The organism is Pseudomonas sp. AC016 (assembly GCF_979253365.1).
On sequence record NZ_CEEDCC010000001.1, the window covers coordinates 649,012 to 673,198 of the forward strand.

At 59.2% G+C, this 24,187-nt stretch carries 16 protein-coding genes, 1 tRNA gene and 2 pseudogenes; 9 read left to right on the forward strand and 10 right to left on the reverse strand.

Going from position 1 to position 24,187, the window contains the following annotated elements; genetic code table 11:
• The first annotated feature begins 119 nt into the window (after positions 1-119).
• Both AC0IXS_RS02680 and AC0IXS_RS02685 read left to right on the forward strand, forming a co-directional pair.
• Entirely contained in the window at positions 120-1,793 is a 1,674-nt protein-coding gene (locus AC0IXS_RS02680) for an AMP-binding protein (RefSeq protein ID WP_057409812.1), read from the forward strand.
• A 169-nt stretch (positions 1,794-1,962) separates the two neighbouring features.
• Positions 1,963-2,835, forward strand: coding sequence for a glycoside hydrolase family protein (locus AC0IXS_RS02685; RefSeq protein WP_471823685.1), 873 nt, complete (start codon positions 1,963-1,965; stop codon positions 2,833-2,835).
• A gap of 14 nt (positions 2,836-2,849) precedes the next feature.
• On the opposite strand, the gene AC0IXS_RS02690 is transcribed toward AC0IXS_RS02685, so the two are convergent.
• Complete coding sequence (locus AC0IXS_RS02690) at positions 2,850-3,185, reverse strand: hypothetical protein (protein WP_471826180.1); 336 nt, start codon at positions 3,183-3,185, stop codon at positions 2,850-2,852.
• Between the two features lie 635 nt (positions 3,186-3,820).
• Between AC0IXS_RS02690 and AC0IXS_RS02695 the strand changes: the two genes are divergently transcribed.
• On the forward strand, positions 3,821-4,063 hold the full coding sequence (locus tag AC0IXS_RS02695) for a hypothetical protein (protein WP_471823687.1): 243 nt from the start codon (positions 3,821-3,823) through the stop codon (positions 4,061-4,063).
• 47 nt (positions 4,064-4,110) lie between these two features.
• Entirely contained in the window at positions 4,111-6,807 is a 2,697-nt protein-coding gene (locus AC0IXS_RS02700) for a beta-glucosidase (protein WP_471823689.1), read from the forward strand.
• A gap of 15 nt (positions 6,808-6,822) precedes the next feature.
• Here AC0IXS_RS02700 and AC0IXS_RS02705 read toward each other — a convergent pair whose 3' ends face one another.
• The 4 genes from AC0IXS_RS02705 to AC0IXS_RS02720 form a co-directional block, all read right to left on the reverse strand.
• Positions 6,823-7,473, reverse strand: a complete 651-nt coding sequence (locus AC0IXS_RS02705) for a TetR/AcrR family transcriptional regulator (protein ID WP_043305941.1) — start codon at positions 7,471-7,473, stop codon at positions 6,823-6,825.
• Positions 7,474-7,505: 32 nt separating this feature from the next.
• Positions 7,506-8,867 carry an MATE family efflux transporter gene (locus AC0IXS_RS02710; protein ID WP_471823691.1) on the reverse strand — a complete coding sequence of 454 codons (1,362 nt, stop codon included), beginning with the start codon at positions 8,865-8,867 and terminating at the stop codon, positions 7,506-7,508.
• A 201-nt stretch (positions 8,868-9,068) separates the two neighbouring features.
• Positions 9,069-10,319 (reverse strand): MFS transporter, encoded by a 1,251-nt coding sequence (locus AC0IXS_RS02715; protein WP_471823693.1) that lies wholly within the window; start codon positions 10,317-10,319, stop codon positions 9,069-9,071.
• Between the two features lie 721 nt (positions 10,320-11,040).
• A tRNA-Asn gene (locus tag AC0IXS_RS02720) sits at positions 11,041-11,116 on the reverse strand.
• Positions 11,117-11,289: 173 nt separating this feature from the next.
• On the opposite strand from AC0IXS_RS02720, the gene AC0IXS_RS02725 reads away from it, so the two are divergent.
• The 5 genes and pseudogenes from AC0IXS_RS02725 to AC0IXS_RS02745 all read left to right on the forward strand — a co-directional run.
• On the forward strand, positions 11,290-12,915 hold the full coding sequence (locus AC0IXS_RS02725) for an NADP-dependent glyceraldehyde-3-phosphate dehydrogenase (RefSeq protein ID WP_057409818.1): 1,626 nt from the start codon (positions 11,290-11,292) through the stop codon (positions 12,913-12,915).
• A 155-nt stretch (positions 12,916-13,070) separates the two neighbouring features.
• Entirely contained in the window at positions 13,071-13,583 is a 513-nt protein-coding gene (locus AC0IXS_RS02730) for a sigma-70 family RNA polymerase sigma factor (RefSeq protein ID WP_025993515.1), read from the forward strand.
• Complete coding sequence (locus tag AC0IXS_RS02735; RefSeq protein WP_240045181.1) at positions 13,576-14,700, forward strand: FecR family protein; 1,125 nt, start codon at positions 13,576-13,578, stop codon at positions 14,698-14,700. Before AC0IXS_RS02730 ends, AC0IXS_RS02735 begins: the two co-directional genes overlap by 8 nt.
• A 412-nt stretch (positions 14,701-15,112) precedes the next feature.
• Positions 15,113-15,982, forward strand: a pseudogene (locus tag AC0IXS_RS02740) (HAMP domain-containing protein); the annotation flags it as partial.
• Between the two features lie 315 nt (positions 15,983-16,297).
• Positions 16,298-16,843: pseudogene (locus AC0IXS_RS02745) on the forward strand (methyl-accepting chemotaxis protein); the annotation flags it as partial.
• Positions 16,844-17,275: 432 nt separating this feature from the next.
• On the opposite strand, the gene AC0IXS_RS02750 reads toward AC0IXS_RS02745, so the two are convergent.
• The 5 genes from AC0IXS_RS02750 to AC0IXS_RS02770 form a co-directional block, all read right to left on the reverse strand.
• Entirely contained in the window at positions 17,276-18,115 is an 840-nt protein-coding gene (locus tag AC0IXS_RS02750) for an energy transducer TonB (protein ID WP_122669284.1), read from the reverse strand.
• Positions 18,112-18,558: a protein TolR gene (tolR, locus tag AC0IXS_RS02755; protein ID WP_004881938.1), complete on the reverse strand. Its 447-nt coding sequence runs from the start codon at positions 18,556-18,558 to the stop codon at positions 18,112-18,114. Before tolR ends, AC0IXS_RS02750 begins: the two co-directional genes overlap by 4 nt.
• A gap of 9 nt (positions 18,559-18,567) precedes the next feature.
• Positions 18,568-19,266 carry a protein TolQ gene (gene tolQ, locus AC0IXS_RS02760; RefSeq protein ID WP_029243478.1) on the reverse strand — a complete coding sequence of 233 codons (699 nt, stop codon included), beginning with the start codon at positions 19,264-19,266 and terminating at the stop codon, positions 18,568-18,570.
• 87 nt (positions 19,267-19,353) lie between these two features.
• On the reverse strand, positions 19,354-21,276 hold the full coding sequence (locus tag AC0IXS_RS02765; RefSeq protein ID WP_471823697.1) for a phytase: 1,923 nt from the start codon (positions 21,274-21,276) through the stop codon (positions 19,354-19,356).
• Positions 21,277-21,339: 63 nt separating this feature from the next.
• Positions 21,340-23,856 (reverse strand): TonB-dependent receptor, encoded by a 2,517-nt coding sequence (locus tag AC0IXS_RS02770; protein ID WP_471823699.1) that lies wholly within the window; start codon positions 23,854-23,856, stop codon positions 21,340-21,342.
• Between the last annotated feature and the right edge of the window lie 331 nt (positions 23,857-24,187).

Here is a 24,187-nt window from a genome sequence, read left to right on the forward strand (position 1 = left end):
GGTCAGCACGCGATGCCCGCCGAGAGGAACTGGACAGCGTTTCGCCATGACGTTAACGTAAGCGGCAACCTTCACTCGCAGTCATCACATCTCAACAATAAAAAGATCGAGGATGCGACATGCTGAGCTATTCCGCTGGAATGCAAAATCCGCCCCTGCTTGAACACACAATCGGCAGCGCCCTGTCCGAAGCCGTAAAACGTTGGCCGGAGCAGGACGCATTGATCGTGCCGTTCCAGCAGGTGCGCTATAGCTGGCGCGACCTTGGACGTGAGGTCGATACCGTGGCTAGCGCCCTGCTCGCTCTGGGTATCGACAAGGGCCAGCGGATCGGCATCTGGGCACCCAATTGTGCTCAATGGTGCATCACGCAACTGGCCAGCGCGAAGATTGGCGCAGTGCTGGTCAACATCAATCCGGCCTATCGCACTTCGGAGTTGACCTACGCATTGCAGCGTTCAGGCTGTTCGTGGCTGGTGACTGCAGACTGCTTCAAGGACTCGAATTATCACGCCATGCTGGGTCAGGTCGTTCCACAGTTGCTGACCCGGACGCCTGGAGCCTGGCACAGCGAAGCACTGCCCGAACTGCGCGGCGTGATCAGCCTGGCCGACAGCCCACCGACCGGCATGCTGGCGTGGCGCGCGCTCCACTCGCTTGCCGAATCGACGCCTGCGGATGCCCTCGAACTGCGCGCTGCCAGCCTGGAGGTGAACGACCCGATCAACATTCAGTACACATCGGGCACCACCGGTTTTCCGAAAGGCGCCACGCTGAGCCATCGCAACATACTCAACAACGGTTACATGGTCGGCTACAACCTTGGCCTGGGATCCGAGGACCGGCTGGTCATTCCGGTGCCGCTTTATCACTGCTTCGGCATGGTGATGGGCAACCTCGCCTGCCTGACCCATGGCGCGACGATGATCTATCCGGCGCCGTCGTTCGAACCCTTGGCGACACTCGAAGCGGTCGCCAGCGAGCGGGCGACTTTCCTGTATGGCGTGCCGACCATGTTCATCAAGGAACTCGATCTTCCCGAGCGACAGGCACTGGATCTTTCCAGCCTCAAGGGCGGAATCATGGCAGGCAGCATCTGCCCCATCGAGGTGATGCGTCAGGTCATCGACCAAATGCACATGAGCGGAGTGCAGATCGCCTATGGCATGACCGAGACCAGCCCGGTTTCCCTGCAGACGTCCAATGACGACCCGCTGGAATTGCGCGTGACCAGCGTGGGCCGTACTCAGCCGCATCTGGAACACAAGGTGATCGACACCGACGCAAACACAGTGGAGCGTGGTCAGGTCGGTGAACTCTGCACCCGAGGTTACAGCGTCATGTTGGGTTACTGGCAGGACGCCGAAGCCACGGCCAGAGACATCGATGCCGAGGGCTGGATGCACACCGGTGATCTGGTGCAGATGGACGCTGACGGCTACGTGACGATCGTGGGCCGCAGCAAGGACATGATCATTCGAGGTGGCGAGAACATCTACCCGCGTGAAATCGAAGAACTGCTGCTACAGCACAGCGACATAGCCGAAGCCTATGTCGTCGGCATTCCGTGTGATCGCTACGGCGAAGACCTGGTGGCCTGGGTCAGGCTGCATCCCGGTCACGTGTGCGAAGAACGGTTGCTGCGCGATTTCTTTCGTTCCCGTGTAGCGCACTTCAAGGTGCCAAAACACTTTTTCTTCGTAGACGACTTCCCGATGACGGTCACCGGCAAAGTGCAGAAATTTCGCATGCGCGAGATCAGCATCGAACGACTCACTCAGGTCAGCGAATGACACGCAAAGACATTCATCCGCGATTGGGGTAACGTCCGGACTCGTCACCCAATCGTTGTAATGGCTGGAGACAGCCATTCGGGCAAGCATCCACAACGCCAATAACGCCTACCTCGTCACGAAAGGGACTGCCAGATCATCAGCCATTGATTCCAGGGATGAGCGAATCATGATCTTGAAAAAAGCCCTTCAAACACGCCATGCACTGATCGCCTTCGCACTGCTGCTGAGTGTGCTTTCCGAGTCCGCCTGGACAGCCACCAAGAGCGTAAAGCGCGGCGTCGCATATGACGTGGCCTCGCCTGCGGACCTGAGTGCTTTATCGACTGGCGTGAGCTGGTGGTACAACTGGAGCCCGAAGCCCCATGATCGTCTGGCCGCCTATGACTATGCGGGCCAGTACAACGTCGATTTCGTGCCGATGGTCTGGAACGCCAATCTCGATGACGGTCAGTTGAAGCTCTATCTGCTGGCGCACCCCGGCATTCGTTATCTGCTGGTCATCAACGAGCCCAATCTGGTCGATCAGGCCAATATGACACCTCAGGCCGCTGCACAGTTGTGGCCCCGTCTGGAACAGATTTCGGCGCAGACCGGTGTCAAACTGGTCGGCCCTGCGATGAACTGGGGAACCATGACCGGCTACGGCGACCCGGTGGCCTGGCTTGACGCGTTCTACGCAGCCTATGCGTCGGCTCATGAGGGACGGGACCCGCAGATCGATTACCTGGCCTTTCATTGGTATGACTACGGCCTGTCGAGCATGCTCGACAGACTGTCCCGATACGGCAAACCCTTCTGGGTGACCGAGTTCGCCAACTGGCACACGCTCGACGATGGACTGCAGATCGATTCAGTGGAAAAACAGAAGCAGCAGATGGCCGAGATGGTCGCGATGCTGGAACGGCGGTCGGACGTGTTCAGGTACGCCTGGTTCACCGGGCGAATGACACCGGATCCGCACTTTTCAAGCCTGCTGGATGCCGAAGGAAGACTGACGGAACTGGGTCAGTACTACCTCTCGTTGCCGTACAGCGAATGAAAGATGGGTTCTGTTCAGCCGAAGCAGCGGCTTCTGGCTGACGGTGCTTCGCGCTCATCCAAAGAGGCGGCGCCTACATCGGTCAGGCCACCGATGATGTGCTGCGTGTACGGAAAGGACGGATCGACTTCCAACAGTCGTTCCGAGATCAGCAACCCTTCCCTTGCCAGCACATCGACCGCCAGCACGCAGTCGACGATGGGGCAGACACGCGCAGAGCGTTTGAGCAATTCCATGTAGATCTGGCCGAAGGTGAGCTTTCGGGTGCGATCCGGGCTCAGGCGCCTGACGGCACTCAATATGGCCACATCGATTCGACCAGGCTTGTCGCTCACATTATCTGATGTCATGGGCGGGTACACTTCGACGTGACAAATCAAGTTGCCACGTTTCGTAAAAATATAAACAGACCGCGAAAGGGCTGGCGATAACGCCGATAAAATCTGATGAAACCAAAACAGCCAAACAGCCAAACAGCCAAACAGCCAAACAGCCTTTTTCATCAGAGTCGATATCACTATAAAGACCGATAAACCCGTTCACTGCAGATCAACTCAAGGCGTGTATTCATCAATAACGACCGCCGTTTAAAGACTGTAAAAAATGCGGCTATTTCAGCAGAGCGGCCATGATAGCAGAGCACTAAACCTAATCACAGTTAGGTTTAGTAAATTGGTGAATCATTCCGCGTAATTTGTTTTTTTAGCTATTATTAATCAATTTTTATGAATTAAAGAGTTTAAAACTCTCATTTAACGCGAAAATTGTTCTGCCTCGAGCGTTACCTTGCTCAAAAAAAGTGCGCCAGGAGCAGGCAGGCCATATGCCAGCATTTCATAAATTCCGTTGCCGGAATATTTTATAAACAGCTGAACTTCTTTCGCGCTTTCCGGACTTAACACTCGGCTGACAGGTATGTCGCGCTAAACGCCTATTTGATTATCCTTGCCACCGTCAATCGAGATTGCCATTGATGACCCGATCCATGTTGCCTGTTTTCGGCGCTGTACTTCTGTGCGCGCAAAGTTTGTCTGCCTTCGCAACGGACTCAACTTCCACTGCCACCAAGGAAACTTCCGACGCACAATTCAGAGTTCAGGTAGAGGCAAAACGTGACCGGATTTCCGGTGCCGACAAAGTCACCACACCTGCACAGAAAGGCGCTTCCACCCTGCTCGACGAGCCTGTGGACACCAATGACACGCCTCCACTGGAGCACAGCCGATGAGCCCCTCAGACCTTCATCCGTCCCTGTGTGCCAAGCGAGCATTTGCCATGTCAGCTTTCAAACAAACGCTGGGCCTGAGCCTGCTGACCTTCAGCGTCATGCAGGCCAATCTGGCGCTGGCGGCCGTCGTCACGCCCGCCACCGGCAATGAAGTCGAGGCGCGCGTCAGCTCGATTCTCGACAACATGAACACGTCGGAAAAGATCAACTTCACCCGCGTCAACGACGGGCACATGATCCCTTCCCTGCTCAAGTGGGGTATCAAGGGCACGGTTGCCTACGACTCGTCCATGGGCGTGCACGTCAACAACGCCACCTTCGGCGCGCAGTACCCATCGCAGTCCGCACTGGCCGCGACCTGGAGCATCAACCGTGCCAAGGAATTCGGACAGGCGATTGCCTACGAGACTCGTATTTCCGGCGGGCAGCAGATGCTTTCGCCCGGTGCGAACCTGTATCGCACGCCATTCAATGGACGGTCGGCCGAGTACGTGAGCGGCGAAGATCCGTTCCTTGGCGCAGTATTGGCTCCGGCGATCGTCAACGGCATTCAGGTGCAGGGGATTCAGGCGAGCGGCAAGCACTACCTGGCCAATGAGCAGGAAGCCAACCGTCAGGCACTCAACGTGACAGTCGACGAACGCACCCTGCGCGAGCTGTACCTGCCGGGCTTCGAATCAATGGTCAAGAACGCCAACGTCGCGTCGATCATGTGTGGCTTCAACAAGATCAACGGCGACTACGCCTGTGAAAACCATCACCTGATCACCGAAGTGCTCAAGGGTGAATGGGGTTATCAGGGCACGGTCATCAGCGACTTCAATGCCATTCATGACGCGTTCAAAGGCGCATGGGCCGGCACCGATATCGACATGCCGTCAGGCCTGCAATTCACCGAAGCCAACCTGCTGCCGTACCTGTGGAGCGGTCAACTGACCCAGAACGTCATCGACGACAAGGTCAAGCGCAACCTGCGCGCCATCGTCAGCTACGACTTCCAGGAAAACCTCAACACGGCCAAGACCCTGGACCATCCCGAATACGGCATGCGTGCAGCACTGAACACGGCGCGTGAATCCATCGTCCTGCTGCGCAACGAAAACACCGCTGCGGGCAAACCGCTGCTGCCCTTGGCGCGCACTGCGAAGATCGCCGTGATCGGCAACTGGGCACACGATGCACCCGCCTCGCCTTTCGGCACCGCCAACTCGCCGCCCAACAGCTACGTGACAGAGCTGAGCGGCCTGCAGCAACTGGCGTCCAGCAGTGCCAACGTGACCTACCTGTCGGAGTTGAGCCTGAACCCGGCCAGCTCGGCCTGGTATCAGCCTGCAACCGGTAACAACGGCATCAATAATTCGGGCGTCAAAGCCGAATATTTCTCCAACACCAGTTTCTCCGGTGACCCGGCGCTGACCCGCGTCGAGCCCGGCGTGAACCTGAACTGGACCACCGGCACCAACGTCACCGACGCAGGCACCACCGCCGTTTCCGGTTTCAGCCCTGCACCCGGCTCGTTCTCGGCACGCTTCACATCGGTGATCAAGCCGACGGTCTCCGGCCCGCAGGTCTTCAAGATCCGTGCGGATGGCCCGTACAAACTCTGGGTCAACGACGAACTGGTCGTGGAAAGCGACGGCGTTCCGTACTCGTCCGACGTGGTCAATGCACTGACCACGTCCGGCAAGACCGCCGCTTTGACTGCGGGCAAGTCGTACACCGTCAAGCTTGAATACAAGCGCGTGCAGGGCAACTTCATTCCGGCACTCGGTGGCGTGACTGGCGTACAGATGAGCTGGGCTTCGCTGCGTCCGCCGAAGGACCTGTCGAAATACGATGCGGTGGTCGTCGCCACTGGCACCAACTACGAGAATGAAGGCGAAGGCTCGGACCACGGTTTCGACCTGCCGGACCAACAAGCCGAACTGGTCAGCTACGTGACCAAGGCCAACCCCAACACCATCGTCGTGATGCACGGTGGTGGCGTGGCCAACATGCAGCCGTGGGCCAACAAGGTCGGCGCAACACTGCAAGCCTGGTTCCCCGGCCAGCAAGGCGGTCAGGCACTTGCGGAGATTCTGTTCGGCAAGGTCAATCCGTCGGGCAAACTGCCGATCACCATCGACAAGAAGATCGAGGACAACCCGAGCTACGCGTCGTATCCGGATCCGGCCGCTTACCGTGGCGACAAGGCCCTGACTGAAATGAACTACAGCGAAGGCCTGTACATGGGTTATCGCGGTTACGACAAGAAGCACGCCAAGCCGCTCTACCCGTTCGGTTACGGCCTGTCCTACACCACGTTCGGCTACAGCGACCTCAAGCTGTCGACCAATGTGCTGACGCCAGGCTCCACCATTGACGTGAAGTTCACCCTGACCAACACCGGTGACAAGGCCGGTTTCGAAGTGGCGCAGCTCTACGTGCAACCGGTAAAACCTGCCGTTGATCGTCCGGAAAAAGAACTCAAGGGCTTCACCAAGGTGTACCTGCAGCCGGGCGAGAGCAAGACCGTCAGCATCCCGATCGACTCGCGTTCGCTGGCCTACTACGTCGACAAGACTGCAAGCTGGGATGTGGACGCAGGCAAGTACAAGATTCTGGTCGGTGCAGACTCGGAAAACCTGACGCTCAACCGGACCCTGATCACCCTGTACCCGGAAAAACTGACGACCCGCGACAGCAACCCGCTGCCGTTGCCACTGCGCAAGGCGGTGCAGGTGTCAGCTTCACTGAAATACTGATGTCAGCATCAAGGCTCATGGACGAGCCTTGATGTCCCTTCCCAATCGCTGCGCGTAAACGTCGAAGACCGCCATCACATCCACTTCTTCAGGGCACCTTAGCCACTGAATCTGCAAGCCATCCATGACCGAGAAGATCTCCTGGGCCAAGGCTTGTACGTCGACATCCGCACGTATCTCCCCCGCTTCTTTCAAGGCATTCAAGTGGCCGCGCGCATGCTGGTGGGTCAGATGAAAGCGCTCCTTGTGCCAGGCCCACGCCGGATGCTCAGGCGACAGGCTTTCGGTGTTCATCAGCAAGGCCGCCTGACACTCGGCTGCATCCTCGATGCTGAAACCCATGCTCAATTTGATGAACTTGATAAAACCTTCAAGCGTCGGCTCGGTGACCAGATCCTGAAATCTGGACACCACTCGTTGATCGCGGCGTTCCAGCAGCGCGCTCAGCAAGGCTTCCTTGTTCGGGAAATGGTGCAGCAAACCGACCGTAGTAATACCTGCCAGCGTCGCCACGTCACGCATCGAGGCGCTCGAATAGCCGTTGCGGGCGAAGACGATCGTCGCCGCATCCAGCAAGGCCTTTCTGCGCATGTCACCCTTGGGTGCGCGGCGGCGTTTGGGCTGCACGGCCTCTTCGGATTCATTCCCTGAGTCTTCAACTGACATAAAACCTGATAACACCTTGAGCCGATGTGTGTTCAATATTTCCCAGTGCCTGCAGCCTGGGCCCTGCTCGCGAAAAACCGTTTTGCGATCAGCGATGCGACGAATATAGAGATCGACGCGATCATGGCGTTACCGGCAAACATGCTTGGTACCGCGCCGCTGCCGCCAAACCAGTGAGCCCCGACGTACACGAACGGCACAGTGCCGAACGTCGCACGCAGCCAGGCGAAAACCGCCACCAGCCATGACCGGTTCATGGTCATGAATACCGCGATGGCGACGAAATCCAGGCCGATAATCACCCAGAGCCCGCCACCCAACCGGCAGTAATTCAAAAAGACCGTGCGAACCTCGCCTTCCAGCTGATAGATATCCGCGATGGTACCGCTGAACACTAGCAGCACCAGCCAGACCGCCAACCCGTAACCGACCACCAGTCTGCGGGTGAAGACGATGGCCTGGCGAACACGGTCGTCCCGTTGCGCCCCGATATTCTGCCCCAGTATCGGCGCCAGCGCGCCGGGCAGTGCGAAAAAGGCGCAGTAGGAAAATTGCAGCACGCGATCCATCACGCTCATGGCGGCCAGCGCCGAGGTGCCGAACGCTGACAGCGAGGCGACCAGATAGGCCAGCCCGACCGGCGTCGCCAGATTGGCAGCCATGGCCGGCAGCGCCAGCTTGAAGGTCCGGCCTGCGTGATTGCGCAGCAGTTTCAGGTTGCGGGAGAACGTCAGGCCGATCCGCTTACGCACCCAGTAAACGCCCAGGCAGGCTGACACACACCCGGACAGCGCGAAGGCCAGCCCCGCCCCTTCCAGTCCCAGACCAAGCCCGAAGATAAAGAACGGGTCCGCCACCGCAAGCGTCGCGGCACCTGACAGCACCACACCCAGCGCACGACGGTTGTCGCCCGCCGTCCTGAGCATTTGCGCGGCCATCTGCATCACGGCCTGCAAAACAGTCGCGGGCAGCGCCAGCCAGATAAACCCGCGCGCCGCCTCGTAAACCGCCGCCTCGGCACCCAGCCAGTGGGTAATCGGCACCATCAGGACCAGTTGCAGCACCGCTGCAAAACCGGACACCACAAGGATCATCAGCATCAGGCTGGCGCAGAGCCGCGCCACCGATTTCGTCCCCCTATGACCGATGCGCGCCGACAACACCGCCGTGGCCGCAATGATGAAACCGCTGGCCAGCGACATGTTGATGAACATCATCACCTTGGCAATGCCAACCGCCGCCAGCAGCACGGGGTCGTGCAGCATGGAGACGTAGACCAGCGTGAGGATGTCGACCAGAAAAACGGCGAACAGACTCAAGGCGCTGGTGCTGGCCGTGACCATGACGTGTCGTGATACGGGACCTTCGGTAAATATCGCGCTGGCTGCAGCCATTACGCTCCCCTGAACGGACTGGGCTGAACGCTTCAGGTGAAGCGCTCAGCGAGGCGGCGATTCTAGTCGGGTTTGGAAGGTAAGTAGCAGGGAAAGTTTGGCGCGGGGAGCAACACTTTTCCCGAGATCTGTTGATCCTGCAGGTATCAGTACAAACCAGCCAAGGCGGTGAGGGTTCGAAAGAACACCCGAAGCCGCCATTCAGCTCGATGAATTTTGAAGCCAGATGATTTTACGATTGGGCAACCAGTTCAAGCTGCTTATCACCAACATAGACAATACGATGGAATATACCCAATAAGCGCTTACATTGTCATAAGACCAGCCGACCAAGAGTATCCCACCCAGCCCGGCGAATCGGCTCAAAAAGTCAATTGCGCCGTACCAACTGCCGATGACCTCCTTGGGCACAGACAACTGAATTGCACTGGAAGTCGTCCGAAAATATAATGTCGCACCGAATTGGAAGATAAACATCCCAAGCCCAACGAACACCAGACTGCTTTTGATCATCAGCGCCATAATCACGCCTACAAGCATTATAAAGTGTGCGCTAAAAATCATTGATGGCAACCGGCTTATTGCTGAAAAGCGTTTTGTCGTCAGTCCTCCCGCGATAGCACCCAAGGTACCCACTGCGTAAAGATAACCGGTCTGCACAGGGGTAAATAAATGGTAATCCCGAAGAAAGGGAATCCAGAGCAATGACAACACTCCGATCACCAGAACACACGCCGCATACGACCCGATAAAGGAACGCCACTGTGTGGATTTCAACAGTGTAATCGCAGCGCGGGAGGCGCCAGTAAAGCTTTCATGAAAACGCTCTTTGAACGTGCTAACGTCCTGTATTTCATCTACAGAATTTTCATGACAGCGCGATTTTAAAGTCACGGCCAATAGTAAACCTAGCACCATAAAAGCGATCGAAACGGTAAGTGACATTGGCAAACCGATCAACAATATGGCCATGGAGCCGATTGCCGGCCCCACCGATCGGGCAACACTATTCATGGTAGCAAGAATCCCGTTGACATGAAGAATTTCGTCTCGAACAAATAAAAACGGAACCAGGGCGAACATGATCAAGCGAGCATACTGATGTATCAGATCCACACAAAATGCAAACACCCAGATCCAACCTACCGACGCGTTATGCACCGATAAAAAATAAATAGCAATAGCAAAAACACACACATTCACGATCTGAGTACCGATGAAAAGCCTCCATTTATTAAATCTGTCTATAAAACCGGCCCCCACTAACGTAACCGCTATTTCGGCCATATAGCCGAATGCGTACGTCGTTGTCACAGAAGACGCCTTGCCTGTTATCGAGTACGCCAAATTGGCGAAAACCAGATCGTAAATAGCCTCGGAGAGCGCAATGAATACGCCCACCGAGACAAATAATAACGTACGATTTTTTTCTAAACTAGAGTGGACGCGCACGACGATGTCTTCCGTTACATCAGTTTAGTGAGTGACCCTACAACCATCACATTAACCTTTCTGAAAGCACGGACTTAAGCGCTACCATGCTTTCAAAGACGTATTGCAAAATTAAGCTCAAGAACTGGCTCAGCCAGCGGCCCTAGACTGAACAGCAAAAAAACCAAAGTCAATATTCTTACTCGAAAAGGTTTTATTTTTCAGAATGCATCGGTAGCGTGCACACCCCAACCAAAACAGTGCAGAAGCCAAGAAAGCCGTGACACTAATAAAGCCATGGGAAAAACCAACTTCCATGACTGAAATCCAGTGGCTCTATTTGTCACTGGGCATTCATGACGACTTACCTGCCCAATATTGGGGCCAACGCCAAATGAAGATCAGGTGCGCCCGGCACCGCGCACCGTGCACAGCGTGCGCCTGTCACTAATAACGTTCGTGCTTCGACAGCGCTGAATGCGTCGCCGTCAGACCCGGAATCCATCGATTCAGAGCTGCAGCTATACAGGAAAGCTAGAAAGAAACGCAGCCAATGGGCCTGCGCATGCCTTTCCAAACCAACGAGTGCGAGTCACTGGGCCGGACCTGTGCCCTGTCAATTCCTGCCAATCAGGGTCTCGCTCGCGGTGACCACCAAACAAAACAGGCACAAACAAAAAACCCGCCAGTCAGGCGGGTTTTTTGAATGATTCCAAAGACTTTGTTTCTTTGGAATCTTGTCTGGCTCCACGACCTGGACTCGAACCAGGGACCCAGTGATTAACAGTCACTTGCTCTACCAACTGAGCTATCGCGGAATGAGCGCTATGTTACTGATTCGCAAAACGAAGTCAAGCGAGCGGCTGAAATTTTTTCACTGAAAGTCCGATGAAAGAACGCTCGCTCGTCGTGAGACGGGTTCATTAGCGCGTCACAGGTGGCGTAGTGTATTTGCCCTTGACCTGACGCAACCATTTTCGAGGTAAAGCCGATGCCCCTGAATAGCCAGCTTGAAACGCTATTCCCCACTGTCGATGACATTCCCGAGCAGTATCGCCCAGGCCCGCCCATCGAGCAGCGCGACTATCTGGTCGATGGCAAGCTGCAAACCTGGAACGGCCCATTGGCGGCGGTACGCAGTCCGGTGTGCATCCGAAGCAGCACTGGCCTTGAACCGATGATGCTGGGCAGCACGCCTTTGCTGGATGCGGCAACCGCGATGACGGCACTCGACGCCGCGGTCAGCGCGTGGGACAGAGGCCAGGGTCGCTGGCCGACGATGCGCGTTGCCGAGCGTATCCAGCATGTGGAGGCGTTTCTCAAGCGTATGCGTGAGCAGCGTACGGCGGTGGTCAACCTGCTGATGTGGGAGATTGGCAAGAACCTGAAGGACTCGGAGAAGGAGTTCGATCGCACTTGCGATTACATCGTCGACACCATCAATGCGCTCAAGGAACTCGACCGGCGTTCCAGTCGCTTCGAGCTTGAGCAGGACACGCTCGGGCAGATACGCCGCGTACCCCTGGGCGTCACGCTGTGCATGGGGCCTTACAACTATCCGTTGAACGAGACATTCACCACGCTCATCCCTGCGCTGATCATGGGCAACACGGTGGTGTTCAAGCCCGCCAAGTTCGGCGTACTGCTGATCCGTCCGCTGCTCGAAGCGTTTCGTGACAGCTTCCCGGCCGGGGTCATCAATGTGATCTATGGCAGCGGTCGCGACACGGTGAGTGCGCTGATGGCCAGCGGCATGATCGACGTGTTCGCGTTCATCGGCACCAACAAGGCTGCCAGCGACCTGAAAAAACTCCATCCGCGCCCTCACCGCCTTCGCGCGGCGCTGGGTCTGGACGCCAAGAACCCCGGCATCGTCCTGCCCGACGTGGATCTGGACAACGCGGTCAGCGAAGCGGTCACCGGCTCGCTGTCCTTCAACGGCCAGCGCTGCACGGCGCTTAAAATCTTCTTCGTGCATGAAGACGTGGTCCAAGGCTTTCTGGAAAAATTCCAGGAGAAGCTGGCCCAGCTCAAACCTGGCATGCCCTGGGAGCCGGGTGTCTCACTGACGCCGCTGCCCGAGCCCGGCAAGACGGATTACCTGCAAGGGCTGGTGGCCGACGCACTCGGCAAAGGCGCAAAGATCATCAATAACAATGGTGCGCTGGTCAGCGAGTCGTTCTTCCACCCTGCTCTGCTGTATCCGGTTACACCTGAAATGCGCGTCTATCACGAAGAACAATTCGGTCCGGTTGTCCCCGTAGTGCCTTACCGCGACCTGAACAGCGTGATCGATTACGTGCTGGATTCCGACTTCGGCCAGCAGTTGAGCATCTTCGGCAACGACTCGGCGCAGGTCGGACGGCTGGTGGACGCGTTCGCCAATCAGGTCGGCCGGATCAACCTCAACGCCCAGTGCCAGCGCGGTCCGGACAAATACCCGTTCAACGGACGGAAGAATTCGGCAGAAGGCACCCTGTCGGTTCACGATGCGTTAAGGGTGTTCTCGATCCGCACGCTAGTGGCGACGAAATTTCAGGAGAGCAACAAGCAGCTGGTCAGCGACATCATTCGCAACCGCGAGTCGAGCTTTCTGACCACTGACTATATTTTTTGAAGCCTTGAAACCCGCGGGCGCAGCACATGCCGCGCCCGCGAGCCCAGGTTAACGACTACAGATCGCATTTGATAACGATTATCGAAAACGGGTAGCATGCGTGCTTCCGGGCAGGACATATCGCTTCTTCCCCACGAAACGAGCATCAATCCCCTGTGGATTCGTCCGCCAGCAAACTCGACCTCTATCTCGCGCACCGTTCGGCACTGGTGGACTACGCCACACCGATCGTGGGTTGCCGTGCGCGTGCCGAGGATGTCGTTCAGGAAGCCTGGCTGCGATTCAACGGACGTGACGACCAGAGTCTTTCGATCAACAATCCGGTTGGCTATCTGTATCGCATCGTGCGCAATCTGTCGCTGGACCTCACGCGCAGCATGGCCACCGAAAAACGCCAACCCGACAGCGACGCCCTTCTGGCCGAACTGCCAGCTGTTACGGCATCGCCCGAGCAGGAAGTGGTCGGTCAGGACGAGCTGAAACAGGTGGCCGACGCGCTGGCCCGGTTGCCGGAACGCACGCGCATGGCCTTCGAGATGCATCGCCTGGGCGGCTACACGTTGCAACAGGTGGCCAGTGCGCTGGGTATTTCGGTAGGGTTGACACATCATCTGGTGCATGAAGCCTTGAGTCATTGCGCTGCATGGCTGGACCGTGGCAATGACTGACCCGCGCGACGAAAACATTCAAAAGAATCTGAAAAAAACCGGCAGCCATCCGTCTTTTGCTGAAGGGCGCGATCCTGTGCGACCCTTGCCCTCCTTTTCCGCCGCTGGAGCCTTGCCGGACATGCCGCAAGCCGAACCTCGCCAGGCCCTTCAGAACATTGCTCTGGAATGGTTGATGCGTGCCCGACAGGCACCTGACGATGCGCGGTTGCACGATGAGATGCGTCAGTGGGAAGAGGCCGACCCGCAGAACGCCGAGGCGCTGCGCAGGGCTGAGCGGATCTGGCAGCTGACCGGCCAGCTCACACCTACCACGGCGCACAAATGGCCGCCGATTCCATCCGCGCATGACGCTGCGACTGCGCAACGCCCGGTCAAAAAGCGCCCCATGAGACGCCGAACCCTGAGCTGGGCGGTTGGCGGCGCGCTCGCCGCCTGCCTGGTGCTGGCCCTCAACCCAACCTTTACAACCTTGCTGCGGGCCGACTTCGCCACCGCCAGCAATGAGCGCCGTGACGTCCGACTGCCCGACGGCAGCCTTGCAGCGCTCGACCGCAACAGTGCCATTGCCGTGGACTTTTCCGACACACGCCGGGATGTCCGCCTTCTGCGTGGTCAAGCCTTCTTCGACGTCACACCCGATCGCAGCAAACCGTTCAATGTTCAAGTCCAGAGCCTCGACGTCACGGTGACCGGCACCGCGTTCAACGTGGACCTGGAATCGAACACAATTGAAGTGGCCGTTCAGCACGGTTCGGTCAAGGTCAGTGAGCGTGACAGTCAGCGCCTGCTCAACCCCGGCCTGATCGCAGGGCAGCGGCTGGATGTCGACCGTTACAGTGGACAGGCCCGACTGCTGGCCCAGCCCGCGAGTCGTGTCGCCACCTGGCGAAATAACCAGTTGATCGCAGACAACGCCCGCCTCGGCGACATGGTGGACGAACTACAGCGCTATCTGCCCGGCAAGGTCTGGCTCAAGGACCCGCAGCTCGCCGAACTGCGCATCACTGGCGTCTATGACACCCGCAACCCGCAAGCCGCCTTGCAGGCCATGGCGCAACCCCACGGCGCACATGTCGAAAGCTGGACACCGTGGCTGCAAGTGCTGACACGATAAACCTGCGCCCGCCCCTGCATTGCCAAAGATAGCCAGACCGATCATCGCCAGACCGGAATGTGGCGCTTTTACCCTCTCAAGAACTGCCGCGCGATGCCGACACCTCGGCAACACAGCCCCCTTCTCACGCGCAGGTACAAGAATAATGGCCACGCTCAAGACCGTTCAGGCACGCTACACCGCTACATTCGTGGGATTCATGGCGCTGGTCATTATCCTGACTGTTTACGGGATCAATCAGTTCGTGACGCCCAGGCTCACGGCCAACGACGAGAACATGCTGACCGTCAAGGCAGCCGACATCAGTAACGAGATCAAGACCGAGCTGGCCCGGGTTCAGGCACAGGCGCGAGTGATCACCGAGATCGTGCCGCAGTTGTCCAGTGACGACATCGACCGATTGCTGCCGTTCATGGTCAACCAGTACGGGGAAGCCAAAGTCTTCGGCGGCGGTATCTGGCCGTTGCCTGAAGTACGTACACCCGGGCGCGCCAAGCACAGCACCTTTTATCACCGCGATGCCTCCGGCAAGCTGATCGTCAACACCCACTGGAACTCGCCTGAATCGCTCAACTACTTCGAGCAGGGCTGGCACAAGGGCGGCCTGAGTTCGCCTGCCGGTCAATGCGCCTGGGCTCCGGCCTATCAGGACGGAGCGAGCCCCGAGCCGCGCACCAACTGCGCGATGGCAATCACCAAAGATGGCAAGCCATGGGGCGTATCGACCATCGACGTGACGCTGGGCTTCTTCAACCAGTTGGTCGAAGCCAAGGAGCGTGAGGTCAACGGCCGGATCATGATCATCGAAGCCGATGGCAAGATCCTCTCCAACGTGCCGGGCAGCAACGACAAGATCGTGCTGCGCAACATTTCCGAACTGGCAGGGCAGTCGCCGTTCATCAACGGCATCAAATCGGCCCTCGCCCTCAAGAGCAGCGGCACCACCCGCCTGACCTACGACAACAGTGACGGCGAAGAATCGACCCTGTTCCTGATGCCGGTTGCCGGCACGCCCTGGCTGCTGGCCGTGTCGCAGAACACCGCACTGCTGAAGACCCAGAGCGAGACGGTCCTCAAGACCCTGGCCTGGCTGCAGATTCCGATGGTGCTGGTCCTGCTCGTGCTGATGATCGTTGCCCTCGGCACGCTGATGAAACGCCTCACCGTGCTCAAGACCAATATCGATACGCTGTCGGCCGGTGACGCTGACCTGACCCGCCGCATCGCGGTAAAAGGCCAGGATGAGGTTGATCAGGTGGGCGAATCGGTCAACCGCTTCATTGCCTATCTGCAACGCATGATGGTCGAAGTCAGTTCCTCGACCAGCGACATCGCCATGGGCATCGAGCAACTGCGCAGTCAGGCCGGCACGACCAACGCGATTCTGGTCCGCCATGCCAACGAGACTGATCAGGCGGTGACGGCAATCACCGAGATGTCCTCCACGGCCGATGAAGTGGCGCGCAGTGCTGCCCAGACCGCCAGCTTCACGCAATCGGCCAACGAGAATGCGCAGGTCTCCAAGACCGTGGTATCCGACGCATCGGACAGCGTGAACGCGCTGATCAGCGAAGTGGATTCGGCCACCAGCAAAGTACAGTCGATGGAGCAGGACGCCAAGCGGATCAACGCCGTGCTGGCAGTGATCGGTGAAATCGCCGGGCAGACCAACCTGCTGGCGCTCAACGCCGCCATCGAGGCCGCACGCGCCGGTGAACAGGGTCGTGGCTTCGCAGTTGTTGCCGACGAAGTCCGCGCCCTCGCCGCCCGTACGCAGGCCAGCACCTCGGAAATCAACGAGATGCTCAACAGCCTGCAGCAAGGCGTCAGCGCTGCCGTCGCGGCCATGGAAAAAACCCGTCAGAGTTGTCAGGCCACTGCGGGCAAGACCACGGCCGTGACCGCCGGGCTCGACGACATGACCAGTTCGGTCCTGCGCATCAACGACCTCAGCACCCAGATCGCCACGGCTGCCGAAGAGCAGAGCGCGGTGTCCGAAGAGATCAGCCGCAACATCATCGCGGTGAAACACATCGTCGAAGAACTGGTGGAAGGCGGCTCCAGCAACGAACGCAGCACTGCGGCACTGGCCGAGTCCAATACCCGGTTGATTGCGCTGGTAAGGCGCTTCAAGGTGAGTTGATCCAGAGTCAGTCCAGAGTGTTTCGTGAACAGGCGAAACACTCTGGGCTCAAGCTGACAAATGATCTGCAACCTGCGCTGCGTCGCTGCGGATGCGATTGTCCAGACCCAGCGCGTGGTCCTCATCGCGGGCAAGCCCTTTCTTATCAAACACTCTGTGTTTACTGAACAGTACGCGTACCTGATTCTGCCCGAAGGGCGTAGGAGCTCTCGGAGGTTCCGACGGCAGCGATGGGCTGCGCAGCGGCCCCAGATCTCATCTGACATACCGCATATGCAGGTTTTGCTGCCGGTTCCCGGCAGATCGCGGGCAAGCGCGCTCCTACAAAAATCGCGTTTCTTCAGTGAATTATGTGTTGTTTGATAAGAAGCGGCTTACCGGCGATGAACGATGACGCGGTGTCAACGGTATCGCCGCATTCCTGCCTTTCTCTTACTTGATCCGATAATGAAACGTGTTTTTCACCCCGGACACCGTCACCGGTTTGCCGTCGACGATGCGTGGCTGATAGCGAAACGTTTCGGCAGCTGCGACTGACGGGCGCATGAACAGTGGATGGCAGGTGCCCTGCACTTGCGGGTTGACGACGCGGCCCTGGGGCGAGACGTCGTAGACCACGGTGCAGTCGCCTTCGATGCCTTTGTCCAGCGCACGCTCGGGGTAGTCCGGGGCTTCCTTGCTCAGGGGCTGATACTGACTGTTGTCGGCAGCAGCCGCCTGTTGTGACTGGCGGGCGCGGTCAGCGGACTGCCGGGCCTGTTCGGCTTGCAGGCGTTGCTGCTCGGCGAGGCGCTGCTGGTCCTGCAGCCTTTGCTGTTCGGCCTGTTTCTGCTGGTCCAGCGCCCTCTTCTGCTCTTCGCTGCGGCGCTGATCAACTTCGCGTTTCTGCTCCTCGACCCGCTTGCGCGCCAAGGCTGCCTGTTCGATCTGCCGCGCCTGACGCTGAGTGTCCGGCTGCGGCGCAGAAGCTTCGACTGGCTTCGCGACCGGCGCAGGCTCGGGAGCAGGCGCCGCCGCCTGAACAGGCTCGATAACCGGCTCCGGTGATGGCGCGACAGGCGCAGGTGCAGGCGGCAGAATCAGTAACTGAGTGGTCAGGGTTCTCACCGGCTCAGGCAGTTTTTGCTCGGCGACCCAGCCCTGCATCAGTGCGGCCAGCACGACAACATGCAAGGCTACTGCAAATGCAGCAGCCAGTCCGTGGCTGCGCAGCCGTGGCCGGTTCAGGGCCTCGGGGCGCGCCTGCGTGTAAGGGAGGGCCATGGCAGTCATTGCGGCGCCTCGGTCACCAGTCCCAACTGCGTGACGCCGCTGTGTTGCAAGGCCGCCATGGCAGCGACCACACGCCCGTAATCGGCCTTGTCATCGGCGCGAATGAATACCTGGGTGTCCGGACGCTCGGCCACCAGTTGCGCGACACGTCCCTGCATGTCTTCAAGGCTGGCGGCGGTGTCGGTCTGCGCATGGGTGTCGACGGTGTCGCCCAGATTCCAGTAGTAGCCACCTTCCGCCTTGACCGACAAGGTCACGATGCGCTGCTTGGTATCGCTGGCCAGTGCCTCGCTCGCGACCTTGGGCAGCTCGATCTTTACGCCCTGGGTGAGCATCGGCGCCGTGACCATGAAGATCACCAGCAGCACCAGCATCACGTCGATATAGGGCACCACGTTCATTTCGGCTTTCGGGCCGTGTTTGCGTTGCGGTTTGACCAGCATGGCAAGTCCTCAGGCCGCAGCGGCCATGGTGCGTGGCGTGGCCTGCAGAATGCGGTTCAGGCGCACCTGCAATTCGTTGCCGAAGCTGTAGTAACGGGCTGCCAGCGTATGGCCACGCGCGGCAAAGCGGTTGTAGGCGATGACGGCAGGAATCGCCGCGAACAGGCCGATTGCGGTCGCGATCAGGGCTTCAGCGATGCCGGGCGCGACGGTGGACAGCGTGGCTTGCTGCACCTGCGACAGGCCGATGAAGGCATTCATAATCCCCCAGACCGTGCCGAACAGGCCGATGTAAGGGCTGACCGACCCGACCGTGGCGAGAAATTGCAGGCCTTTTTCCAGTTGCAATTCCTGCTCACTGATTGCCACCTGCAACGAACGCTCGACACCGGACAACACCGCTTCCGGCTCGGCTCCGGGGCGTTGTTTGAGCTGCACGTATTCAGCGTAACCGGCGCGAAACACCTGCCCGACGCCATCGTCCTGATCCTGCTCGGCATACAGCGGCGCCAGGTCGGTTTCGCTGCGGAAACGCGCTTGAAAATGGTCCAGCGTGCGTTCGTAGTGGCGCAACGCAAGGCTGCGCTGAACGATCAGGTACCAGCTGAGCAATGAAGCCAGCAGCAGGGTCAGCATCACCGCCTTGACCAGCAGGCTGGCGTCGCTGATCAGACTCCACAGGGTCATGTGTTCCAGGGTTGCGTGCATCGGTCTTTCCTCGTCTTGCAGTGCCGTCCGGTTGCGGTCGGCACGCGGGATGAATCGACTGTCTATCACCGTTCGATGACAAACGACTTACGGCAGCGACAGGGTTTTCACCACATCGGCCCAAGGGACGAATTTGAAGTTCTGCGCCTGCTCGGGCATGCGCTTGCGACCGTCCTGCACCACCAGCATGCCGCGGCTCCAGGCACCGCCCAGATTGGTCGACGTCACTTCGATGCCGTCGGTTTCGGAACTGCCGTCGATCCCGGCCTGGGCATTGATCCCCACCCTAAACGCGCCGCGCAGCGCATACGGCGGCTCGGCATCGACCACCACGTAGCTGTCATTGCCTTGGCTGGATATCACCAGATAGTCATGCTGTTCGCTCTGGTAGAACGCCAGCCCCTCGACATCGGCGTGCAGCACATCACCCACCTTGATTACGCTGGACAGGGTTGCCGGCTGATCGGCGCGGGCATCCACTTCCCAGACGCCGACGTCTTCCTCACCGAGAAACAGGCGCTGACGCTGGTCATCCGCCACGCAACCTTCAGGCTGGGTCTCGACCTTGAAACGACGCACCAGCTCGCCCTGCGCCTTGCCGTTCGGCGCACTCAGGCGGTACTGCAGAAAGCTGCCGTCCTTGCCGTTGGCGAAGGCGTACAGCTCGCCGCTGGCGGGCTTGAACAGGCAAACGCCATAGATTTCCGCCAGCGGGGTCGGAATCTCGCCCGCTTCACGCAGTTCGCCGCTCGCACGGTCGATGCTGAAGAGGCTCAGGCTGTTGCGATCACGGTTGCTGGCCACTGCCAGATCGACCTTGCGCTTGCCGAGCATGAAGCCAGGGCGCACATCGACGTTGTTCAAGCGGCCCACCGGCAGTGATTGCAGCTGTTTGCCGTGGAGGTCATACACCAGCAGGCCCTGTTTCTTGTTGGTGCCCAGCACACGGCTCAGCGCCGGTTTCTGTGGGTGCACCCAGATCGCCGGGTCATCGGCGGCATCGCCTTGGCGGGCCACGGGCTGGGTCTGCGCCAATGGCAACACGCTCGGCAAGGCTGCCTCGACGGGAACCGGTGTCGGCGTCCAGCCCAGAGCGCCCTGATACAAGCGCTCGCCGTCGTTGTCATTGACCAGCATCTGCAGGCCTTCCTTGCCCTGATTCACCGACAGCCCTTCGGGCTTTTTCAGGTTCATCAGCGACAGATCACCCGCCGACGTCCAGCCCTGCGCCTGCTGTTGATAGAGGTGCAGCGCCTTGCCCTTGGGGTCCAGCGCCAGCAGGCCGCCAGGCACAATCGCCATCGCGCCTGCGGCCTGTTTCACATCGCCGAACGGCTCACGCAACGCCACAGGCTGGCGCCCGACGTGGGCCTCAGGATGCGCCGGATAGGCCCACCAACCGATATTCTGCTCATTGACGTACAACTGATGCGCAGCGTCGTCGACCTGACAGAACTCGGCATTGGGCGGCAGCGGCAGATTGCGCACCAGACGCGGCGTATCACTGAGCTGATCGCCCGACCCGACCAGCCACTGTTCGCCCTTGCCCTCCTCGCCGACCAGAAACACAAACAGGTTGCTGGCCTCGTCGCGGTACAGGCACAGACCGGCGACCGAATAGTCGCGGACCGGCACATACACAGGCTTCGACCAACTGTGCCTGCCAGCATCGAGCCGTGTGAGCATGGCCTGCTGCCGAGCATTGTCCAGCGTCGCCACCAGCACTTGCGAGCCCGAGGCGCGGCTGTCCAGACCCTGGAAGGAACCGGGCAATTGCGCCAGTTGCTTTCCCTGCGCGTCGAGCATCAGCAGACCGCTTTTTACACTCGCCGCCAGACGCTGCGTACCATCGCTGCCGGGCAGAAAGGTCAGCGACTGCGCCTTGAAGGGTTCGTTTTCGGCCCAGCGCGTCAGGTTCAGGTCCAGCGGTGGCGAGGCCTGCGCAACGGCGGCCATCAGGCCCGAGAGCAACGTCAGGCAAAGGGTTTTGGGTAACACCGAAATCATCATCAACGGTCGAATCCTTGAATGAGCCCGCATGGCTACGCCGCCGCAACGGCGCGACCGAATGGATCAGAAGTGGGTAAAGGTCAGGCCGACCTTGTACGTCGGGCCGTACTCTTCGTACTGGCCGTTGTAAGCGCGGTGGCCGCTGTAGACGAAGTACGGCTGATCGGTGAGGTTCTGCGCCTCGAAGCTGACCTTGAGGTTCTTGGTCAGCGAATAGCGGGCGCTGAAGTCGACGAAGGTCTGCGCATCGACGTACTGGTCGTGATCCTTGTCGCCAATCGCGGCCAGTTCGTAGAGATAGGCCGATTTGTAGTTGGCCGACAGACGCAGACTGAGCTTGTCGTTCTCCCAGCCGAGCATCACGTTACCAACGGTTTTCGACTGGCTCGGCAGGTCGATATCGCGCTTGCGATTGGTGCCGGTGCTCTGGTCGAAACCGTTGATGCTCGCATCGGAACGGCTCAGGGTCGCGTTTGCGCCGAGCAGCAAACCGTTCCAGGGTGCAGGCAACCAGTCGAGTTTCTGCGAGTACGCCAACTCCAGCCCGTACAGCTTGGCCTTGTCGCCGTTGGCGAAGGTGTTGGCTTCGGAGAAGTTCGCCCACTGGCCGGTACCGGCAAGGTCCGTGTTGTAGACGAAGTTCTGAATGTCCTTGTAGAACACGAACGCCGACACCGTTCCGGCCCGACCCATGAAGTGCTCGATACCCAGGTCCAGGTTGCTGGACTCCAGCGGCTTGAGCTGAGGATTGCCAAACGACGCCTCGTCGTCATCGATCACGAAACCCGGCGCCAGTTGCCCGAAGGTCGGGCGCACCACGGTCTTGGTCCAGGCCGCTCGCACCTGGGTGTTCTTGTCCACCTGATAACGGGCATGCAGGCCGGGCAACCAGTGGTGATAACGGCGCTCGGTGTCGCTGGTTTCGAACTGCCCGTCGCGCACGCCAGTGCCTTTGGCGTTCATCTCGGTGCCTTCGTAGCGCAGCCCGGCGATGAACCGCCACTTGTCGACATCCAGCGTGTTCATGAAGTACCCGGCGTTGATGTCTTCGCTGATGTCGAAGTCGTTGGCGCGGGATTCAGCCGGGTCGAAAGCAGTCGCTGCATCCAGGCCGCCGATCAGCCCCTTGACTGCGCCGGGACTGATGCCGCTGCCGAAGTTGCCCAGCCGGTAGTCGATGTTGCCCTTCTGAAATTGCGTCAGGTTCAGTTGATTGTCACTGATGCCCTGATCGTCGAAGTCCTGATATTTCCAGACTTCCAGGTCATTGGTCTTGTCGCGTCGACTGACTTTGCCACCGAACTTGAATTGCGAGGCGTAGCCGCTGAAGTCGTAGTCGCGGGCCAGGTCCAGACGCAGGTTCTTTTCCGTGTCCCTGGTGTACTGTTTTTCCCAATCGACCTTGTCCAGGGTGAAGTTGGAGTTGTCGTAGAACGCCGGGCTGACGATGGGCCGTGGCTTGTCGCGGTCATAGAAACCGCTGTCCGAAAAATCGTCGTTGCCGGTAAAGGTCGCTCCGGCAATGTGGCCTGGGCTGTCTTCACTGGACTCGCTGTAACCGGCCTGACCGCTGAGCGTCCACAGCCCGAGCATGCGTTCGCCGCCGAACACGTAGGATTTGATTTCCTGGGTTTCGGTACGCGCCTTGAGTTTGCGCGTGCCTTCGGCGTCGCCGGTCTGGCCTGCGGCCTGGGCATCGGAGAATTCGAAACCATTGGTGGTGCGCACCTCATCGTCCTTGAAGCGGCTGTACAGCGTGCGCAGGTAATACTTGCTGACGTCGTCGGGCTTGTAATCGAAGTTCAGGCCGCCACCGGCACGCTCGCGGCTGATGTCGTAATCGCGCTGCTCGAATTCCTGCAAACGCGCACCGTCCCACGCACCGCCGGTCTCGACGTTGTCGGAGCCGAAATCGCGCTTCTGCCAGCTCAGCGCAGCCGCCACGCCAAAGTTGTCGATGCCGTCACCCAGGCTGAAACGGTTGCTCGCTGCGCCGGAAAACTTCGGGCTGGTCTGGCGGGTGTTCTTGTCGTAACTGGCTTCACTGCTACCGGTATAGAACAGCCCCTTGTGATCGAAAGCCGACAGGCTTTCGACATCCACCGTGCCGCCCAGCGAGTTGGCGTCCATGTCAGGTGTCAGGGTCTTGATCACCGACAGCGACTGCACCAGTTCAGCGGGCAGCACGTCCAGCGCCACGGCGCGACGGCCGCTTTCCGGTGCCGGCACCAGTGTGCCGTTGATGGTCACGCTGTTGAGGTCCGGTGCCAGACCGCGCACGGTCACGAAACGTCCTTCGCCCTGATCGCGCTCGACACTGATGCCCGGCAGGCGCTGCACCGCTTCGGCGACGTTCTGATCAGGCAACTGCGCCACGCCGTCGGCATGCACCACGCTCTTGATGCTGTCGGAACTGCGCTGTTCCTTGAGCGCGTTGTCGATACTTGCCGCCTGACCCACCACCTGTACGTGCTCGGTGGCGTCCGCTTCGGCAGCCTGCAACCGTTCACCGGCAATGGCCAGTGCCAGCCCGCTGAAGGTAAAGCCAACCAGTTGAGCCCTGCTGCGGCGCACGTACATGTGAGTCCTCCCCAGAATTCCCGACGGGCCAGGCAAATTGGCCCGGCAACTGGAGGCGCAAGCTAGAGTCGTGCAATGACGGTTCTGTGACAGGTTTGGCGCGGTGCCGCGTGAAAGGCCATTTTGGAGGGGGGATTCATCAGGAAATGAGCTGATATGACTTCCCTGCGAGGCCCGGTCACCGCTCGGCGCGCCATTCGCGAGGCGCGTGACGAGGCCTGCAGGCCTTGAAACAACGGCGTTTCGAGCTAACGGTGTACAGATTTCGCGACAAAAGATGGAAACGGACGTGAGCTGATTCGACCTTGTCCGGCGCCTGTCGCGCGTCACG

Bases quoted from the DNA above. Each gene is read 5' to 3' on its own strand.
- tolQ (WP_029243478.1), bottom strand. From the start codon at position 19,266: ATGCACGCAACCCTGGAACACATGACCCTGTGGAGTCTGATCAGCGAC.
- AC0IXS_RS02680 (WP_057409812.1), top strand. From the start codon at position 120: ATGCTGAGCTATTCCGCTGGAATGCAAAATCCGCCCCTGCTTGAACAC.
- AC0IXS_RS02705 (WP_043305941.1), bottom strand. From the start codon at position 7,473: ATGTCAGTTGAAGACTCAGGGAATGAATCCGAAGAGGCCGTGCAGCCC.
- AC0IXS_RS02750 (WP_122669284.1), bottom strand. From the start codon at position 18,115: ATGACTGCCATGGCCCTCCCTTACACGCAGGCGCGCCCCGAGGCCCTG.
- tolR (WP_004881938.1), bottom strand. From the start codon at position 18,558: ATGCTGGTCAAACCGCAACGCAAACACGGCCCGAAAGCCGAAATGAAC.
- AC0IXS_RS02735 (WP_240045181.1), top strand. From the start codon at position 13,576: ATGACTGACCCGCGCGACGAAAACATTCAAAAGAATCTGAAAAAAACC.
- AC0IXS_RS02690 (WP_471826180.1), bottom strand. From the start codon at position 3,185: ATGACATCAGATAATGTGAGCGACAAGCCTGGTCGAATCGATGTGGCC.
- AC0IXS_RS02710 (WP_471823691.1), bottom strand. From the start codon at position 8,867: ATGGCTGCAGCCAGCGCGATATTTACCGAAGGTCCCGTATCACGACAC.
- AC0IXS_RS02765 (WP_471823697.1), bottom strand. From the start codon at position 21,276: ATGATGATTTCGGTGTTACCCAAAACCCTTTGCCTGACGTTGCTCTCG.
- AC0IXS_RS02695 (WP_471823687.1), top strand. From the start codon at position 3,821: ATGTTGCCTGTTTTCGGCGCTGTACTTCTGTGCGCGCAAAGTTTGTCT.
- AC0IXS_RS02685 (WP_471823685.1), top strand. From the start codon at position 1,963: ATGATCTTGAAAAAAGCCCTTCAAACACGCCATGCACTGATCGCCTTC.
- AC0IXS_RS02770 (WP_471823699.1), bottom strand. From the start codon at position 23,856: ATGTACGTGCGCCGCAGCAGGGCTCAACTGGTTGGCTTTACCTTCAGC.
- AC0IXS_RS02725 (WP_057409818.1), top strand. From the start codon at position 11,290: ATGCCCCTGAATAGCCAGCTTGAAACGCTATTCCCCACTGTCGATGAC.
- AC0IXS_RS02700 (WP_471823689.1), top strand. From the start codon at position 4,111: ATGTCAGCTTTCAAACAAACGCTGGGCCTGAGCCTGCTGACCTTCAGC.